This window comes from Lachnospiraceae bacterium GAM79 (assembly GCA_020735665.1).
Taxonomy (GTDB): Bacteria; Bacillota; Clostridia; order Lachnospirales; family Lachnospiraceae; genus Coprococcus.
The window spans coordinates 1,811,317-1,829,259 of sequence record CP085928.1; the positions used below are offsets into that span (position 1 = coordinate 1,811,317).

The following is a 17,943-nucleotide window of genomic DNA, read 5'->3' on the forward strand; positions in this document are numbered from 1 at the left end:
ATATGTCAAGGAAGTTTTTACCTTCCCTTAAAGATTTTCCATATAGTACAAAACGACCACCACACAGGCGCGTCCTGCATGATGGTCGTTCTATCAATATATTGGTATATAAGATTTACGCAAATCTTGTTGTGTTAATCTTTACACCAGGACCCATTGTTGAAGCAATTACAACGCTCTTAAGGTACTGTCCCTTAGCAGCTGATGGCTTTGCTTTTACAATAGCATCCATTAAGGTCTGGAAGTTTTCGTCTAACTGTTCCTCTGTAAAGGAAGCTTTTCCCACTGGCACATGGATAATATTGGCTTTGTCAAGTCTGTACTCTATCTTACCGGCTTTGATATCGTTAACAGCTTTTGTTACGTCCATTGTAACTGTACCAGCCTTAGGGTTTGGCATTAAGCCCTTAGGTCCAAGTACACGACCAAGACGTCCAACAACACCCATCATATCAGGTGTAGCTACAACAACATCGAAATCTAACCATCCGTCTTTCTGGATCTTTGGAACTAATTCCTCACCACCTGCGTAATCAGCACCGGCAGCAAGAGCTTCGTCTACCTTAGCTCCCTTAGCGAATACGAGAACCTTAACTGTCTTACCTGTTCCATGAGGTAATACAACTGCACCACGTACCTGCTGATCTGCGTGACGTCCATCAACGCCCAGTCTTAAGTGAGCTTCGATTGTCTCATCAAATTTAGCTGTAGCCATCTTCTTTACCAAAGCAACTGCCTCTTCGAATTCGTAAACGGCTGTTTTGTCATAGAGCTTGCTTGCATCTATATATTTCTTACTCTTCTTCATTATAAACCTCCTGTGGTCTTATCGGGAGCGACCCTCCCACCAAAATGTTTTTATTCTTAATTACTCTTCAACTGTAACGCCCATTGAACGAGCTGTTCCAGCGATCATGCTCATAGCAGTTTCAAGGCTTGCAGCATTTAAATCTTTCATCTTAAGTTCGGCAATTTCCTGAACCTTAGCCTTTGAGATAGTTGCAACCTTTGTCTTCTTTGAGTTAGCTGAACCGGATTTGATATTACAAGCCTTCTTGATCAGAAGTGCTGCAGGAGGAGTCTTAGTGATAAAGCTAAAGCTCTTATCCTGATAAACTGTAATAACAACAGGAATGATCATATCTCCTTCGTTAGCAGTTCTAGCATTGAATTCTTTTGTAAATGCAACGATATTAACACCATGCTGACCAAGAGCCGGTCCAACAGGTGGTGCAGGTGTTGCCTTTCCTGCAGGAATCTGTAATTTGATATATCCTTCTACTTTCTTCGCCATCTTAGCGCACCTCCAAAAATATTGTGGTAATAACGGGGGATACCCTTCCACTCACTCTTACAATTTCTTGATATCAGCGAATGCAATCTCTACAGATGTTGCACGGCCAAATATTTCTACATCGATGGTAATGGTCTGTTTACTTGGGTTAATTGCCTTAATACTACCCACGGTACCTTCCCAGGCACCTGCTGTAACCTCAACCATATCGCCTACTTCCGCATCGATCACGATTGTCTCCTTGTTGATTCCAAGGTACTTCATCTCATCATCTGATAACGGAACCGGTTTTGATCCCGGTCCTACGAATCCTGTAACACCTCTTGTATTACGAACTACATACCATGTAGCATCGTTCATAATCATATTGAGCAGGACATAGCCGGGAAACAGTTTTCTGGTAACAGCTTTCTGTACACCGTTCTTAACCTCAATGGATTCTTCTACGGGTACAGATACTTCTAATATCTGGTCCTGTAATTTTCTGTTTTCAATTGTTTTCTCAATATCAGCTTTAACCTTATTTTCATAACCTGAGTAGGTATGGACTACATACCATTTTGCGCTTTCTGCATCTGCCATATAATTCACCAACCTTTACTCATTATATTATGAAATTCAAGCCTATTTGTATAAGCCAGTCAACGACTGCAATAATAGCTCCGAGGATTACCGTTGAAACGATTACTACGGCTGACTGCTTAAACAGGGTTGTTCTGTCAAGCCATGTGATTTTCTTGAATTCACCCTTTAGTTCCTGGGTCCAGCTTTTCTTGAGAGCTGTTGATTTTTCTTCACTTTTTGCCATTAAACCAATCCTCCTTCACTGGTCCGGAACTATTTTGTTTCCTTGTGTACTGTATGCTTCTTGCAGAATCTGCAGTACTTCTTTGTTTCCATTCTGTCTGGATGCGTTTTCTTATCCTTTGTCATATTGTAATTACGCTGTTTACAATCCTGACATGCCAATGTTATTTTAACGCGCACTTCCATCTACCTCCATTACTTATTTTAAGGCATAAAAAAAAGACCTCTTTCATCGCACGTTTAACAATAACACAAGTATACAGTGCAAGTCAAGAAATCTTTTTCTGTTTTTAGACATATTCTCTATTTTTTAATTTTATAAAGAAATATGCCGCATTTATTGGATTGTCTGCATTTACCCCTTCAGATCCTTTAAGGTATGGAATAATTCCATATCCGATTCTGTCAGTTTTACATTTGTACAGATCTGCTTTCCCTCCGGATCCGTGATCTTTACTTCTATAATATAGTCTTCTTTGATCCCGCTTGCCATCGCAGCCTGTAAAAACATCGGAAACTTCGGATGATTGGATGCAAATTTCTCCCATGCGGATTTTATCTTAAAAATTGATGCCGGATTTACCATATCTATCTCCTTATCTACCTGTAGTTTCCCCGGATTCACTCACCCTGCAGGCATATCTTCTGTCCATTTATTCTATATTACTTGCAGCATCAGAATAATGCTGCGACCGCACCAAGCAGTCCATAACTTACAACTCCCACGATCAGGCCTGCAAGTACAACACCACCCATAACGGCAAGTGCGCTCTTCTTCCAGTCAAGATCTAAGAAGCTGGCTGCCAGAGTACCCGTCCAGGCTCCTGTACCCGGAAGTGGGATTCCTACAAACAGCATCAGTGCGATATAGACTCCACCGCCTGTCTTCTCAAGCAGCTTCTGCCCGCCTTTTTCACCCTTCTGAATACACCATGTAAAAAATTTTCCGATATATTTTTTGTCTTTTCCCCACATCAAAACCCGTCTGGCAAACCAGAAGATCACCGGAACCGGAAGTATGTTTCCGAGCATACAGATGATCAATGCCCGCAATGTCGGTATTCCGAATACCGCTGCATATGGAATTGCTCCTCGCAGCTCTACGATCGGAACCATAGATATCAGGAACATGATAAGATATTTTTTAACCATTATTGTCTCCTAATTTTCTTTTTTATAGAACGGCTCTGCATTTTCCAGAACTTTTTTTCCAAGTCCGTTATCTGTCCCGGTAAGTGCGATCGGAATACCGAACGCAAGCGGTTTTATCTTCGGAAGAAGTGAATCAAATAAATCTTCTTCATCACCTTCAAAATCAATTGTGATCAGATATTCTTCATCTGAATTTTCTTTTTCCATCATCTGAATATAAGCCGCCTTTATATTTGGGCGTTCTACAAAGAATTTCTTTGCTTCCTCTAACATATCAACCGGCATATATTTCGGGCTTCTCAAACGGATCTTTGTATTTGCAGGAATAGTGTGTTTCTTGATATTCGTATTCTTTTGTTCTTCAAGAACACTCTTTCTGCTCTCATCAACTGTCTTAATCAGAGCATCCGGCACCTGCATTCCAACTGTATACGGATCGATCACGATACCCTGAATCTGTCCCTTTGAATTCAGAACCAGCGGAGCAACCTCTTTATAAGTGAGTGCCATCTTCTCAACTTCCACTTCTTTGATCGCATGCTCGAATTCTTCATCATTTGTAAAGCATGGGAAGAAATTCTTTCCTGTATTATCTGTGATAACCCGGAAGTTCACTTTGAATTTTCCGTCTCCCATGATCCTGCCCTGATCGTCTTTCACCGGTTTGGGATCCAGTGTCGCCGGCAGGATAAATCTTGCCTGTAATAACTTCTCAATAAAATTCTTTAGATTCTGCTGATTATTTTCGGCCTTAAAAACCTCAATTGCCTCCAACAATGCTTCATTCTTTATCTTGCCGCTTTCCATACTTAATTTTCACCTTTCTCTTTTATACTGTCCTTATAGGCTCTGTATTCAACTTCTGCCTTCTTGCCTTCTTCACTTCTCTTGGATGCCACCATCTCAGGCATAATATCCACCATCGGCTCGTTAATATATTCCGTCAGCTTCTGAAGGAATTCCTTTCCACCTTTATAAGTAGCTACCGGAATGGCCACGACACCCTGATTAGTCATCATAACATACCCTCTTACCACATGGTAAAACGGCTTATGCAGCTTTGCCTGTTCCTTTATATCAGAAATATCATAACATTTCCATCTTCCGGGGATCTTACTGTAATACAGATGTTCTTTATCAAGCTTCGCAGCTGACCCTACGATACATCTGCACATCATACCGATCAAAAATCCAAGCGCCAGTGCCGCAAGAATCAGGATCCGTCCGGTTCCTTTAAATACACTGTCAAATCCCAAAAGTGCTACAACGATAAATAATACGATTGCTGTACCAACAATAAATGCCAGATACCCAACTGTAGTATATGCCTGATACTGTCCATTCTTATTTTTTTTGCATTTTGAATAATAACTGAACGGTGAATCAATAAGACCAAGGTCAGCCCCGCATAACGGACAATATTTCTGATTCAGTGTCGCATTTGCAGGAATTGACTTTCCACAGTGCGGACAACGGAAAAAAAACTGATTGATAATACCCGATAATAACAGCATGATAACAAACAGTCCCCATCCGTATATGATCTTTCCGACAAATGTAAATATAAACAGTCCCAGCGTACCGATCACAGGCATAATTACAATACAGCCCTTGGCAATTCTTAACTTCATCTCTTCCTCCATCCGCAACAGAGTATTCCATCTGTTATTCTGTATAACAGCTCTGCTGTGGCTTTCTTCTTTCTATTTTCAGACCGGATCAGATCCTAGATCTGTGCAAATGCCTGTTCCAGATCCGCGATCAGATCTTCCGCATCTTCCAGTCCACATGAATAACGAACAAGATCCGGATATACACCACATGCTGTCAGTTCCTCATCATTCATCTGCCTGTGTGTTGCACTTGCCGGATGCAGACAACAGGTTCTTGCATCAGCTACATGTGTCTCGATTGAGCCAAGTTTTAAGTGCTTCATGAATTCTTCCGCTGCTTTTCTTCCGCCCTTTACACCGAAGCTTACAACACCGCAGGAGCCGTTTGGCAGATATTTTTCTGCAAGTGCGTGATATTTGTCATTTTCCAGTCCGCAGTAATTCACATAAGCAACCTTATCATTCTGTTCCAGATATTTTGCAACTGCGAGTGCATTCTCACAATGACGCTTTACTCTGACATGCAGACTCTCCAGTCCGAGATTCAGGATAAATGCACTCTGCGGAGACTGTACAGAACCGAAATCACGCATCAGCTGTGCAGTTGCCTTTGTGATAAATGCGCCCTCTTTTCCGAACTTCTCTGCATATGTAATTCCGTGATAACTGTCATCCGGTGTGGTAAGTCCCGGGAATTTGTCTGCGTATTTCATCCAGTCGAACTTTCCAGCATCTACGATACATCCACCGATAGCTGCTCCATGTCCGTCCATGTATTTGGTTGTGGAATGGGTTACGATATCTGCTCCCCATTCGATCGGACGACAGTTGATCGGAGTCGGGAATGTATTATCTACGATAAGCGGTACGCCTTGCTCGTGAGCTACCTTTGCGAACTTCTCAATATCTAATACAGTCAGAGCCGGATTTGCTATGATCTCACCAAATAACGCCTTGGTATTCGGGCGGAAGGCTGCACGGATCTCATCTTCGGATGCATCCGGATCAACAAATGTGAAATCGATTCCCATCTTCTTCATGGTTACAGCAAATAAGTTGTAAGTTCCACCATAGATAGAATTCGATGCAACAACATGATCGCCGCAATTTGCAATATTGAATACTGCATAGAAGTTTGCAGCCTGACCGGAACCGGTAAGCATTGCAGCTGCACCACCCTCTAACTGACAGATCTTCTTTGCAACCAGATCATTTGTAGGATTCTGAAGTCGGGAATAAAAATATCCGTCTGCCTCCAGATCGAATAATTTACCCATATCCTCACTTGTTGCATATTTGAATGTCGTGCTCTGGTAGATCGGAACCTGTCGTGGTTCTCCGTTTCCCGGTTCATAACCTCCCTGTACACATGTTGTATTAATCTTGTATTTACTCATTACGTCCTCCTAATAACCATATATCTTCTGTGTTTTATAATCTGTTTCAGGCTTCTGTATCCATATCTTTTCTCAATATTTCCGGTCATATGAATATTACCTTTTCCTGTAACATTCAGCACATCATCTCATTATATATAATTTATCCCATTCCTGCAAGCACATGAACTACGGCAATAATTAAAAATCGGTTAAGATTTTCTTATATTTATGACAGTTCAAAAATCTCCCTGCAAAGCTTTCTTCCCGACCGTGTCCGGAAAATCTTCTCATAGGCAGACCAGACTGCCTTAATATGTTCTTTATCCTCATACAGATTAACAAGAAAATCTGCTTCTACCAGTATCTGATAATCCGTTCCGTCAATATTCGAATAAGTATGGTGATGACCGACCAGATAGCATACTCTTTCAATAAATGCAGTATCATCCGTCAAAGACAAAAGCAGCTTTTCTGCTTCCGGCGGTCCTTCCTTCTCCTGCGTTTTCCCTGTATTATATCCATATTTCTTTTCTGAATTCTTTATTCCTATATCATGCACAAGTGCGGCTACTTCCAGTATTTCCATCTCTTTTCCTGCAATGCCTTCCATCTCACCGATCAGCTTGGCAAAAGAATGAACCTTCAGAAAATGATGGATCCGTCTGGCATCTCCTGTATAATATTCGATCATTTTTTCTTTAACCCGAGATTCCAAATCCCGGCTTATAGGGATTATGTGTTCTGCTTCCATTCTTTTCCTCCTGACTGTCTGCCGACTGTTTTGAATTATATGGTCCGACCGTTTACTGTCTTTTTATTTATTTTATATCTCTTTTCACTCCCCGATTATATATGGCAACTGCAGAATACGCAACTTTTTTTCCGGTTTCTTCCGATTCTGAAGATTTTCACCTTATTCTTTTGCCTTATTAAAATGTTTTATATCGTTTTTTACTTATAGGTTGTCTTTTCTTTTCATATAGTAGTATAATTTTCAAATGCAGGTATTTTTAGGAGGTTTTATAAATGAACGATAACTCCCGTCCAATCGGTATATTTGATTCCGGCATTGGCGGTATCAGTGTCTTAAAAGAGATCGTTGCACTGATGCCGGAGGAAAATTATATATATTATGGTGATTCTGCACATGCTCCATATGGGACACGACAGGTCGCCGATATTCAGAATCTAAGTCGGAGTTGTGTAGAATTCCTGCTTGAACATGATGCAAAAGCGATCGTGATCGCTTGCAACACCGCAACCAGTGCTGCTGCCGCCATGCTTCGTGCCGACTATCCCGATATCCCAGTAATCGGCATTGAACCGGCATTAAAACCAGCCGTTCTCTGGAAGGAACATGACCGGATTGCGGTTATGGCTACCCCTATGACATTAAAACAGGATAAGTTTCTGTCACTGATGCATACATACGAAGACCGATCCGTAATCTACCGTGTACCATGTCCAAAGCTGGTTGGCTTTGTGGAAAACGGAGATCTGGACAGTCCGAAGCTTCATGATTATCTGCAAGAGGTTCTCTCGCCTTATCTGGAAAAGGGAATTGATGCGATCGTGCTTGGCTGTACACACTATCCGTTTGTGGAAAAAATGATCCGAACCGTTGTCGGTCCGGACATCAAGATTTTTGTCGGGAGCCACGGAACTGCCGTAGAACTGCGTCGCCGCCTGATCGCAGCAGGCTTAAAATCAGATTCTACCGGAGATGGAACAGTCGAGATCTATAACAGCTGTACGACTGACGGGGACGCGCATGTTGCCCTTTGCAGGAAGCTGCTGGCATTATAATGTATCGTACGGAAGAAGCTGGAGGCTATCATCCATTTCGCAAATCACTTTCGTTCTATTTCGCAAAAAGATTAACAGGTATCCGGTTTTATATACCCTTTATTTCACAGAACGCTCGCGCTCTATTTTTCACGTAACGGTACTAACCTCACTGCCTTTAGCAGTTCGCTAAGGACCGACGTGAAAAAAGGTCTGTTACATAAAGGTATATAAAACCGGATACCTGTTAATCTTTTTCTATGATCCTGTTAGAGATTGCTGAATTTTTATGAGCATACACATTTAATACAACTCTTCATCGTAGTATCGTAATAACAGTCCGGTCACGCGGTCATAGGCTGCGAAACCGTCTGAGACACCGTTCAGGTTCAGACTTGTTTCAGTGAAGGTATTGGATGCCTGATTGACGGTATCCGTCGATAGAATGGCCTTATCCTCCACCTTTTCCCATGTCTCCGGGAGTAGAAAGATATCATCTGACAGCACCTGTTCGGATATCCTCTCATTTGCCAGATATAGCTCCGCGTCCTCCCCGATAGCCTCATAATAGGCATTATCTACATAAGATAATACACTCAGATACCCGGAATAAATAAAGAATGGATCTTCGCTGCCGATGCAGGCAAGATAAGATATAAAGTTTGCCTCATCCTCATAGATATACCCATGCAGATGCGCCAGCTCATGGCAATAGGTTGCCGGATAATTTGTGATATACATATTTGCATTACAGTTTGCTTCCATCGAAAATGGGAAATAATATCCCGCCATATAGCTCTGGCTCATCAGCCCGGAGAACATCATATGCTTGACATTCGGATAGTACCCGGATAACCGTGGATACCGGCCGGACAGTTTCCGAAGTGCATTTCGTGCCTGTTCCTGCATATCTCCGTCATATGTTATGTGTCCGTTTTCATCCCGCTCTACTTTTGTACTGTATTCGTTACACTGCTTTACGATATAATTGCGAAGCTCCTGCAATTCTTCTACCTTATACTGCCGTTCCTCTGTTTCCCCGTTTACAGAAATCGCTGAACAGTGATAGTAGATCGTACAGTTTCCGGTCATAATAAGACAGACCACAACCGTTATATATGCAACAACAAGGTCATAGATCCTGCAAAATCTCCGATATTTCTTATGTTTTCTTAAAAAGATCAACAGAATATTCAAAATCAGGAATGCAAGGATCAGCAGAATCGCCGTAACGATCATAACCTCTCCGAGCGAAAAGGAAAACAGATTGCCAAATCTTGCAAATATTGCAACGATAACCGGATTCACATATTCGGCATACCAGTCACACCAGTTTCCCCATCCCGCCTTTTCACTGATCCACGGAGCAGCCCACGCTGCTGCATTTATCACTATGACCGGAAGCACTCCTGTAAGAAGAAGGATTCTGTGAATATGCCTTTTTTTCTTGTTCTTTTCTACCTTATTCATAATCTTATTCTTTCTGCCAGATAATGTATTTTCTGATATGCGTCCTGTCGGCTTCTCATACATAGAGGCAAATAGCATCTGTAATTTACCTGTTCAGTATAACATCCTGCTTTACTTTTTACGACGCACTTCACAGATTTATAACAAAAACTCCCTCAAAGTTTGACATCTTCTCTGCCTGCTGGCAGACCTGTCATTCTTTGAGGGCATTCTATTTCCTGTTATACTTTTTACTATCAGCACATATTTACGATAAAATTATTTCAGATCTTCTACCAGCTCATACAAGGCTTCTGCAGAATTGAAATTATCAGATGTGATCTCATCACTTGGGATGATAACATCGTATTTGTCTGCAATCTCCGCAATGATCGTTATAATATCCAGAGATTCCAGTATCCCATCATCTACCAATGCATCTTCATTTTCAAAGTCAACATTTGGCTTGATCTTTTTTAACATTGCAATAAAATCATTCATAATCTTATTCTCCTTTGTTCTTTGATTCTGCTATCTTTTTTATTTCTTTTCGAAGAAGCGAGCCCTTAAATGTCTTCGGTACTTCTTCAATATAAAATATCTTCTGTGGTAGCTTATAGCTTTCTACCTGTTGCTGCATATAGATCAAGAATGCAGCTTCGTCAAAACCATTCTCTTGTACAATCAGCATAACCGGTAATTCTCCGGTAATCGGATCATGAACGGAACTGTAGGCACAATCTGCCACACCCGGATACCGGATCGCAACAGCTTCTACCTCTGCCGGCGAGATCTTGCTTCCGCCATAGTTGATAACATCATCTGCCCGTCCAACCAGAATAATACTGCCATCTTCATCCATATAGCCAAGATCATTTGTCATAACATAACCATCCACTACCGTTTTCGCAGTAAGCTCCGGATCATTGTAATAGCCCTCCATAACAATCGTACCACCCCAACCCAGTAAAGCAGGCTGTTTCTCGGATCCATTCTCTATAACATTTCCTTCTCCATCTATAAACCGCACCAGAGAATTGACGGTCGGATATCCGATACAACCATTCTTATTCTGTCGGCTAAATTCCAGAATACATGAACAGCCGGCTTCTGATGATCCATAAAAATTATAGAGTCTTGTATTCGGAAGATACCGGAGTAGTTTTTCCTTATCTGTTTCCGGAAGTGGTGCTGACCCCACCTGTATATAATCAATCTGATCCGCATATTCGGAGATCCTGTCACCTGACAGGTGAAAGATCATTCCGAGCGTTGCCGGAGAAATCGCCATAGATGTTGCATGATACTGCTCGAGCATCTTCCAGAGATTGCCGATCAGCGCCATGCCATTCATCAGACAAACGGTTCCTCCATTAATCATATCCGACTGATACCGTCTTATGCCAAAGGAATGATTAAGCGGCATCGGTATGATCTCCACATTTCCCGGTTTCATCTGTGTTCCTTCCATGACATTTCCGGCGATAGCAACGTCATTCTTATGATACATGACAACACCTTTTGAGTTCCCAGTCGTACCAGTCGTGAATAACAACATTGACCATGTATCTGAATTCGGAAGTGGATATTCCAGTTCTTCTGCACTTTTCATCTGCTCCACCAGCTTCTTTGTGGATAACCAGCACATTCCCTCTGACTCTCTATTTGAGATCAGCCATTCTGCATCCACCTTATCCCGAATCTCCTGTATACGCTCCGGTGAAGTGGATCGCTCTACAGGAATCACAAGTGCCTGTATATATTGCAAAGCCGAAAACAAAACCATATAATTAATATCCTGAGTACATCGCAAAATAACATGTGCGTCCTTTTTTATACCATTTCGAACCAGCACATTTGCCATCTTTCTGATCGCTGTCCAATACTCCGAATATGTCAGATATTTTTTTAACTCACAGACAGCCGGTGTATCCGGCTGTGTCTCCGAATATTTTTTTATATAATGAAGCACTGTTTCCATTTCTGTATTATTTCTCCTTTGCAATATTATCTTCCCATTTCTGCATAAGTGTAGTTCTCTCTTCGTGCCATAGTTCACAGGCATGCTGCCATTCAGATCTTTGTTCCTTATCTAAATCAGCGCTCAGTCCATATTGTTGTTTCATATATTTCGCCAAATATGATGTTACCTTCTGTGAGCCTGCAACATTGGTATGTTTGCCATTATACAAATCTGTAGAGTAGTCTATCCCTATATCATCCACATAAAGATTCATATCCAAATAATCATATCCCTGTTTCTTACAGTATTCACCGATCTGCTTTTGTTCAACGATCTGATCTTTGCGTGGTTTATATGGGGTAAATATTAAAAGCACCTTTTTATCCAGCTCTTTTGCCTTGTCCTCAATTGCATCTATATAAGTTTTAGATTTCTCCGATAATATCGTATCATCATCTGACTCATATACCAGTTTTTTCTTTGCTTTTACATCTGCTCTTACATTTACATATTTGTCTGAAACCGGTTCATTTTTTAATCGCTCGATCAAATAGTCTCTGTCGTATTCCATTAAATTATTATGATACTTTAATACCGAGAACATCATTTCCATCTTACTTATCAAATCTTCATCATATAAATCATTGATCATTTTTAAACGTGTAATTGACGGATTCATTCCGGATGTTACAACCTCAAATCGATATTTCTGTTCTTCCGGACTAATCGCATCATACTGATCTCTCGCTACTATATTTCTAAGCTCTACCACGATCAAATCTGCATCCTGACTTTTGACTGCTTCCTCCATAATATATGGTATCTGACAGATATCCTGACTGGCACTTCCTATAACCGTGGACGTAAACCCCTGTTCTTCATATGCCTGCGGAGCTATCCAATAACGATACAAGGCACTTGAACCAATCATGATCACATCAATAGTATTTTTATCTTCCGCATAATATGTTGCCCACATATCTGTATCATTATCATCCGGTCTTGCAAACTGACCAGTCTTAGAAACCAAATATACTAATATAACGAAAAATATTATAACAGATATTATTTTCTTTATAATCTGAAATCCTTTTGTGTTTATTAATTTCATTTTAGCTCCTTTTAGAATTGCTCATATATAAATACAATCTGGCTGCCGGTTCCATATACTCCAAATATCAGCACGCATAAAATACCGGCAATAAGAACCGTCCATCGCAGCCAAAGATTCTGACGCAGCAGCCAGTCTCTGATATCTTCCTTTATTCCTATTTGCTCCCGAATCTCCTGTGCAATTGATACACATAACAAAATCAGTACACCGATAAAGATTACTCCCCACTCCCGCTGAGATATAGAAAAATCATTTACCAGATCATAAATTTTTCTGTAATCTACTATACAGGATGTAATCATTTGAAAACTCGCACGGATTCCCTTTCCCATAAAAATGATACGTCCGATCACACATAATAAAAATGTCCGAAGCATCCGGAATATATTCCAGCTTATACAGTTTGTCCGTATATTCAGTTTCTCTGTTAATTTAGCGACCGGCTGCTCAAATAATGTCGATAAGCAGATCAGGATTCCGTGAAACAATCCCCAGCCGATATAATTCCACTTTGCCCCATGCCAGAGTCCGGTCAGGATCCATACGCACAGGATCGGTACACAAGAGGCAAATCCGGTTCCTATGGTATTTCCCAGATATTTCCGCACCTTGGTATTCCATTTCAACAGGATCTTTGAAGTCGATACCGGATAGAATACATATTCTCTGAAGAACGCTCCGAGTGAAATATGCCATCTTCTCCAGAACTCCGGCAACGTCTGGGAAAAATATGGCCGCCTGAAATTTTCTCCAAGCGTAATGCCAAAGCACTCCGATGCGCCACGTACGATATCCATGCATCCGGAGAAATCACAGTAAATCTGGATGGAGTACATAACCGCCGCCAGAAAGAAGATCATACCTTCATACTGATCAGAATGTTTAAATACTTCTGTCACAAATGGACTGATACGGTCTGCCATCACCATTTTCTTAAGTGCTCCCCACAGAATCAACCATGTACCTTTTATCACCGTATCATAATCAAACTTATGCTTTTCCCATAGTTGATGCGCAACCAGTTCATATCGCGCAATCGGTCCCTGCGTAATATGTGGAAAATATAATACATACGACAGATATTTCAGAAAATTCTTCTGTGCATGGATCCTTCCGTTATAGACATCAACCAGATAAGAGATCATCATAAAGGAATAAAAAGAAACTCCAAGCGGTGCAGGGAAATGCCAGTCCGGAATCCGCTGTATCGCTTCGTATGGAAGAAAACGTTTGATGTTCTCGATGGCAAATCCTGTCACCTTGAATACAATAAGCGCACCTATTACGATCAGCAATGCTAGCACCAGATATTTCTTTCGTTTCTTTTTCTGTGCTGTTTTTATCTTTCTTGCAGTTCTCTTATCTGCATCCAGAAGCAGCCGGTCCTGTTCCTCCAGATTTTTCTCCATCAACATTGTCAACGGATATACCAGAAATGCGGTTCCAACTACGATCAGGAGATCATCAATCCCACTATAAGCATAGAAAACCACACTTGCGGCAAGGAGCACCCACCACTGGATTTTCTTTGGTACTATATAATATATCAAAACTGTAACTGCTAAGAATACTATAAATATGTATGATACGACAGACATGCCTTCTCTCCATTTCTTTCTCTTTGTTTCACGCCCGTTTCTGTATGGCTTTTTTTACACCGTACTGAATGTGCTCCAGTATTTTAACAGCAATGTGCAAATGATCGACATTACAAGAATAATGATAAGGGAAATCTTCCAGCCTTCCCGGAACATATACTTTGGTTCCAGTCCATATCCCACCGGAATCGCACGAATCGACGTTGGCAGCATATAAGACAGGTTCACACCAATGGATGCTACGTATATATACGGAATCGGATTCAGCCCACATCCCTGTGTGATTGAGATCACAAGTGGAATCGCAACCGCTGCCGTAGCTGTATTTGAGGTCACATCCGACAACAGTAGTGTTGCAGTCAGAATGATCAGGATCGTTACAAAACCACCCTTCATATCAAGGGAAGAAATCACTTCTCCAAGTGCTTTTGCAACACCTGTTGCATTGATCAGGCTTCCAAGTGCCAGACCTCCGGCAAATATATACATCAGATCCCAGACGATCTTTCCCTGCACCTGTTTCCAGACCATGATCCGTTTTCCCTCTTTATTTGTAAAAAGAAAGGCGATGATCGCACAGATGATAAATACATATGCAGGCTTTAATCCCGGCAATATATCCTGATAAAGCTGTCTGGTAAATGCCAGACCTGTTGCCACTACAAACAGCACAAGTGCGGATTTTTCTTCAAAGCTCATCTTTGGAAGCTTCCGGTACTGTTCCGCAAAATATTCACTGGAACCACCTAACAGATCTGTCTTCTTTACATCACGAAGAATAAATACTACATTGATCAGCATTAAAATCAGCATAACCGGAAGGAACCGGATAACCCAGGAGGAATACATATATTCTTTTCCGGTCAACTGCTGGATATATTCCACCGTTACCAGATTCATAGCCCCACCAAGTGGAGATGCCAGACCACCAAGTCCTGTCGCATAAGCGATCGTCAGCAGGATCTTCGATGCCGTCTTGCTGTTTTTCACGTCATCCATTCCAATATATTTCAGCATAGAAACTGCGATCGGCGTGATCGTTGCGCATACTACTGCATTCGGAAGCACCGCAGATAATACCATTGACAACGCAAACCAGAACACAAGCTGCATTCTAAGACTGTTTCCGATCAGACGCAGAAACGTGATCGCAATTCGTTTGTCCAGTCCTGTATTTTCCCATAATACTGTTATGATCGAAGCTCCAAGCAGCAGCAGAATCGTTTCGTCCGCATAATTCGATATTATGACCTTCATCTCCGCCATAGGAACTACTGCATTGATCGCAATCGGCAAAAACGCCGTTACTGCATAATCTACCGGACCTGTTACCCACCAGTATGCCATCCAGAATACCGTTCCAACTGCTGCCCGTTCTGCAAATGTCGGCAGAACTGAATGCGGTAAAAGAAAGCATGCCAACAGGAATAGAACCGGTCCAAGTAACAAATGAATCAATCGTTTATAATTTCTCATATAATCCTCCAAGCAAGTCCTACTCGATATATTGTTCTTTCTACATAAAAAAAAGAACCCTAATATCGGATTATAAAAATCCAATATTAAAGCTCTATTAAAAATTCGACATTCTTCTATTTATTTTTAAGGTTTTGGAATAAAAAATGTGAAAATACTTCCTTTATTCTTTGTACTTTCAACATAAATCCCTCCCCCATATAACTCAGCAATCTTCATTGCCTGTGAAAGTCCCAGACCAAAGCCTTCCGCATTACGATCTTTTTTTTCTCGATAAAAGCTTTCAAATATTTTGGATATATTTTCTTTCTCTATTCCACAGCCTTCATCCTGAATACGAATATACGACTTTCCGTCTTTCTCTCCACAGGACACATAGATTTTAGCTCCTTCATTGCTATACTTTACAGCATTTGAAAGCAAGTTATTTATAACAATATAGATAAGATTCATATTTGCCTGTATGATAGTCGGCTGAAGGGAATATTCAAATGTAATGTGTTTCGTATCAATATATGCTATATCATCACATGCAGATTCAATTACATCCCGAACATCAATATCTTCTATACTGAATGTTGTCCCCTTTCTATCTATTGCAGTCATCTGAAGCAATTGATCAACCAGATTCTTCATACGGTTTGTCTGTCGCTCAAATACCTCTATACTTTTTATTGCTTCTTTATCCTGCTTCTTTTCTGCCACCTCTCTCGACACCTGGCATTGTGCATGCATAACAGCAATAGGCGTACGAAGTTCATGGGATACATTCGCATTAAATTCTTCCTGACGTTCCAACTCCTGCTGCACTCTCTGGTACAAATGATTATTTGCATCTGTTAACATCTGAAGTTCTTTAAAACATCCTTTATATTCCAGACTATCCGTAAAATCCAGATTCTCCCCGCTCTTTTTTATCGATTCATTCAACTGTCTCATTGGTACAGCGATCAGATATCTTAATAAAAGGGCAAATAAAATAAAAAATGCGCCAACAACTCCTATCACCAAATATGACTGATGCCACAGTTCGCGATAATTGTCTTTCACCGCCTGTTCCGATATCATAGCACATACCAGATAAAAACTGTCATCCTCCGTTCCATTCTTCATTTTTCCACGTCTGGTTGCTACGTAATAACGCTCTCCCTGAAAGGTTACTTTTGTAAGACTCTGTAATCCGATATCAAGCCCGGTTCTGAAATCATCCGGCATTCTGCCATCAAGAAAACTTCCGTCTCTTGACTGTAAAAACACATATACATTTTCGTTATAAGTATCTTTCTCTTCCAGATCGTAAAAATCGCTTTTTATATACGGATTCTCACTCTCATCAAATCCTATATTTTTTTTTGCACGTTTCACTTCCTGCGCCAGTTCTGTATAAGCCAGATATTTAGTATCCTCTGTGATCAGATTCTTCTGCATCAATAAAAGACATATCGTTCCTGCTGCAATGATAAGTCCACAAACAATAACAGTAAAATTAATAAATGAGATTTTCCTTTTTAACATTCCAGTCTATAACCTACTCCCCGGATCGTATGTATCAGTTTTTCCTCAAATGGATCATCGATTTTTCTGCGAAGATATCGAATATATACATCAACTACATTTGAATTGATATCATCATCAATGCTCCATATATTTGCACGAATCTGTTCTCTTGTGACAACAATGTTCTTGTTTCGCACCAGATATTCCAGGATTGCATATTCCCGGACTGTAAGATCGACAGTCACACCATCCCGGACAACCCGGTGATTATTTGTATCAATCTGTAATGACCCATAATTCAAAATGCTGTCATTACTTATATGTACAGTACGAAGCATTACCCTTAACCTTGCGAGCAATTCCGAAAACTCAAACGGTTTTGTCATATAGTCACTGGCTCCTGCATCCAGTCCCCTGACAATATCCTGCGTTTCGGACTTTGCAGTCAAAAAAAGCACCGGAACCTGTATTCCTTCTGCCCGGATTGTTTTTAAAACCGACATACCATCTTTCTTCGGAATCATAATATCCATTATAACTCCATCGTAACTTGCTGTCTCCAGATAATCAAGTGCTGCCTGTCCGTCAAAACAGGCATCTACATTGTAGCCTTCTTTTGTCAGTTTATTACATATTATATGATTCAGATCCAATTCATCTTCAACAACCAAAATGCGCATGGACACAACCTCCCTATCCTAATATACAATGGCATACCATCATTAAAATAAGATTAAAGGGACTGACACCGAAAAATATTTTCAATGCCAATCCCTTTTATCATGCTTATTTTAGTTGTTACCAGGCATTTACTAC

At 40.8% G+C, this 17,943-nt stretch carries 20 protein-coding genes; 1 reads left to right on the forward strand and 19 read right to left on the reverse strand.

Going from position 1 to position 17,943, the window contains the following annotated elements:
- Positions 1-115 precede the first annotated feature (115 nt).
- From rplA to LK416_08125, 11 genes are all read right to left on the reverse strand, one after another.
- Positions 116-811, reverse strand: coding sequence for a 50S ribosomal protein L1 (rplA, locus tag LK416_08075; protein UEA75888.1), 696 nt, complete (start codon positions 809-811; stop codon positions 116-118).
- A gap of 57 nt (positions 812-868) precedes the next feature.
- A complete protein-coding gene (gene rplK, locus LK416_08080; protein UEA73649.1) occupies positions 869-1,294 on the reverse strand; it encodes a 50S ribosomal protein L11 in 426 nt (141 codons plus the stop codon).
- 57 nt (positions 1,295-1,351) lie between these two features.
- Positions 1,352-1,876 carry a transcription termination/antitermination protein NusG gene (nusG, locus tag LK416_08085; GenBank protein ID UEA73650.1) on the reverse strand — a complete coding sequence of 175 codons (525 nt, stop codon included), beginning with the start codon at positions 1,874-1,876 and terminating at the stop codon, positions 1,352-1,354.
- A 22-nt stretch (positions 1,877-1,898) separates the two neighbouring features.
- A complete protein-coding gene (gene secE / locus LK416_08090) occupies positions 1,899-2,102 on the reverse strand; it encodes a preprotein translocase subunit SecE (protein ID UEA73651.1) in 204 nt (67 codons plus the stop codon).
- Between the two features lie 29 nt (positions 2,103-2,131).
- Positions 2,132-2,281 carry a 50S ribosomal protein L33 gene (gene rpmG / locus LK416_08095; GenBank protein ID UEA73652.1) on the reverse strand — a complete coding sequence of 50 codons (150 nt, stop codon included), beginning with the start codon at positions 2,279-2,281 and terminating at the stop codon, positions 2,132-2,134.
- A gap of 175 nt (positions 2,282-2,456) precedes the next feature.
- Positions 2,457-2,687, reverse strand: a complete 231-nt coding sequence (locus tag LK416_08100; GenBank protein ID UEA73653.1) for a hypothetical protein — start codon at positions 2,685-2,687, stop codon at positions 2,457-2,459.
- A gap of 89 nt (positions 2,688-2,776) precedes the next feature.
- Positions 2,777-3,253 carry a small multi-drug export protein gene (locus tag LK416_08105; GenBank protein ID UEA73654.1) on the reverse strand — a complete coding sequence of 159 codons (477 nt, stop codon included), beginning with the start codon at positions 3,251-3,253 and terminating at the stop codon, positions 2,777-2,779.
- Between the two features lie 9 nt (positions 3,254-3,262).
- On the reverse strand, positions 3,263-4,060 hold the full coding sequence (locus LK416_08110) for an enhanced serine sensitivity protein SseB (GenBank protein ID UEA73655.1): 798 nt from the start codon (positions 4,058-4,060) through the stop codon (positions 3,263-3,265).
- Between the two features lie 2 nt (positions 4,061-4,062).
- The gene (locus LK416_08115) at positions 4,063-4,884 is read right to left on the reverse strand and encodes a zinc ribbon domain-containing protein (GenBank protein ID UEA73656.1); all 822 of its coding nucleotides are present in this window, start codon (positions 4,882-4,884) and stop codon (positions 4,063-4,065) included.
- Between the two features lie 95 nt (positions 4,885-4,979).
- Positions 4,980-6,263 carry an O-acetylhomoserine aminocarboxypropyltransferase/cysteine synthase gene (locus LK416_08120; protein UEA73657.1) on the reverse strand — a complete coding sequence of 428 codons (1,284 nt, stop codon included), beginning with the start codon at positions 6,261-6,263 and terminating at the stop codon, positions 4,980-4,982.
- A gap of 208 nt (positions 6,264-6,471) precedes the next feature.
- Positions 6,472-6,996, reverse strand: a complete 525-nt coding sequence (locus tag LK416_08125) for an HD domain-containing protein (protein ID UEA73658.1) — start codon at positions 6,994-6,996, stop codon at positions 6,472-6,474.
- Between the two features lie 275 nt (positions 6,997-7,271).
- Here LK416_08125 and murI point away from each other — a divergent pair, with 275 nt between their 5' ends.
- On the forward strand, positions 7,272-8,051 hold the full coding sequence (murI, locus tag LK416_08130) for a glutamate racemase (GenBank protein UEA73659.1): 780 nt from the start codon (positions 7,272-7,274) through the stop codon (positions 8,049-8,051).
- Positions 8,052-8,333: 282 nt separating this feature from the next.
- Here murI and LK416_08135 read toward each other — a convergent pair whose 3' ends face one another.
- The 8 genes from LK416_08135 to LK416_08170 form a co-directional block, all read right to left on the reverse strand.
- Positions 8,334-9,500 carry a DUF3810 domain-containing protein gene (locus tag LK416_08135; GenBank protein ID UEA73660.1) on the reverse strand — a complete coding sequence of 389 codons (1,167 nt, stop codon included), beginning with the start codon at positions 9,498-9,500 and terminating at the stop codon, positions 8,334-8,336.
- Positions 9,501-9,758: 258 nt separating this feature from the next.
- On the reverse strand, positions 9,759-9,980 hold the full coding sequence (locus LK416_08140) for a phosphopantetheine-binding protein (protein UEA73661.1): 222 nt from the start codon (positions 9,978-9,980) through the stop codon (positions 9,759-9,761).
- 4 nt (positions 9,981-9,984) lie between these two features.
- Positions 9,985-11,460, reverse strand: coding sequence for an acyl--CoA ligase (locus tag LK416_08145; protein ID UEA73662.1), 1,476 nt, complete (start codon positions 11,458-11,460; stop codon positions 9,985-9,987).
- A gap of 7 nt (positions 11,461-11,467) precedes the next feature.
- On the reverse strand, positions 11,468-12,553 hold the full coding sequence (locus LK416_08150; protein ID UEA73663.1) for a hypothetical protein: 1,086 nt from the start codon (positions 12,551-12,553) through the stop codon (positions 11,468-11,470).
- Positions 12,554-12,564: 11 nt separating this feature from the next.
- On the reverse strand, positions 12,565-14,106 hold the full coding sequence (locus tag LK416_08155) for an MBOAT family protein (protein UEA73664.1): 1,542 nt from the start codon (positions 14,104-14,106) through the stop codon (positions 12,565-12,567).
- A 102-nt stretch (positions 14,107-14,208) separates the two neighbouring features.
- Positions 14,209-15,630, reverse strand: a complete 1,422-nt coding sequence (locus LK416_08160) for an anion permease (protein UEA73665.1) — start codon at positions 15,628-15,630, stop codon at positions 14,209-14,211.
- 126 nt (positions 15,631-15,756) lie between these two features.
- Positions 15,757-17,145, reverse strand: a complete 1,389-nt coding sequence (locus tag LK416_08165) for a HAMP domain-containing histidine kinase (protein UEA73666.1) — start codon at positions 17,143-17,145, stop codon at positions 15,757-15,759.
- Positions 17,139-17,807 (reverse strand): response regulator transcription factor, encoded by a 669-nt coding sequence (locus LK416_08170; GenBank protein ID UEA73667.1) that lies wholly within the window; start codon positions 17,805-17,807, stop codon positions 17,139-17,141. The genes LK416_08165 and LK416_08170 overlap by 7 nt, the downstream gene beginning before the upstream one ends.
- Between the last annotated feature and the right edge of the window lie 136 nt (positions 17,808-17,943).

Coding starts and splice junctions, on each gene's coding strand:
- rplK (UEA73649.1), bottom strand. CDS start 1,294: ATGGCGAAGAAAGTAGAAGGATATATCAAATTACAGATTCCTGCAGGA.
- nusG (UEA73650.1), bottom strand. CDS start 1,876: ATGGCAGATGCAGAAAGCGCAAAATGGTATGTAGTCCATACCTACTCA.
- secE (UEA73651.1), bottom strand. CDS start 2,102: ATGGCAAAAAGTGAAGAAAAATCAACAGCTCTCAAGAAAAGCTGGACC.
- LK416_08100 (UEA73653.1), bottom strand. CDS start 2,687: ATGGTAAATCCGGCATCAATTTTTAAGATAAAATCCGCATGGGAGAAA.
- LK416_08105 (UEA73654.1), bottom strand. CDS start 3,253: ATGGTTAAAAAATATCTTATCATGTTCCTGATATCTATGGTTCCGATC.
- LK416_08110 (UEA73655.1), bottom strand. CDS start 4,060: ATGGAAAGCGGCAAGATAAAGAATGAAGCATTGTTGGAGGCAATTGAG.
- LK416_08115 (UEA73656.1), bottom strand. CDS start 4,884: ATGAAGTTAAGAATTGCCAAGGGCTGTATTGTAATTATGCCTGTGATC.
- LK416_08120 (UEA73657.1), bottom strand. CDS start 6,263: ATGAGTAAATACAAGATTAATACAACATGTGTACAGGGAGGTTATGAA.
- LK416_08125 (UEA73658.1), bottom strand. CDS start 6,996: ATGGAAGCAGAACACATAATCCCTATAAGCCGGGATTTGGAATCTCGG.
- murI (UEA73659.1), top strand. CDS start 7,272: ATGAACGATAACTCCCGTCCAATCGGTATATTTGATTCCGGCATTGGC.
- LK416_08135 (UEA73660.1), bottom strand. CDS start 9,500: ATGAATAAGGTAGAAAAGAACAAGAAAAAAAGGCATATTCACAGAATC.
- LK416_08140 (UEA73661.1), bottom strand. CDS start 9,980: ATGAATGATTTTATTGCAATGTTAAAAAAGATCAAGCCAAATGTTGAC.
- LK416_08145 (UEA73662.1), bottom strand. CDS start 11,460: ATGGAAACAGTGCTTCATTATATAAAAAAATATTCGGAGACACAGCCG.
- LK416_08150 (UEA73663.1), bottom strand. CDS start 12,553: ATGAAATTAATAAACACAAAAGGATTTCAGATTATAAAGAAAATAATA.
- LK416_08160 (UEA73665.1), bottom strand. CDS start 15,630: ATGAGAAATTATAAACGATTGATTCATTTGTTACTTGGACCGGTTCTA.
- LK416_08165 (UEA73666.1), bottom strand. CDS start 17,145: ATGTTAAAAAGGAAAATCTCATTTATTAATTTTACTGTTATTGTTTGT.
- LK416_08170 (UEA73667.1), bottom strand. CDS start 17,807: ATGCGCATTTTGGTTGTTGAAGATGAATTGGATCTGAATCATATAATA.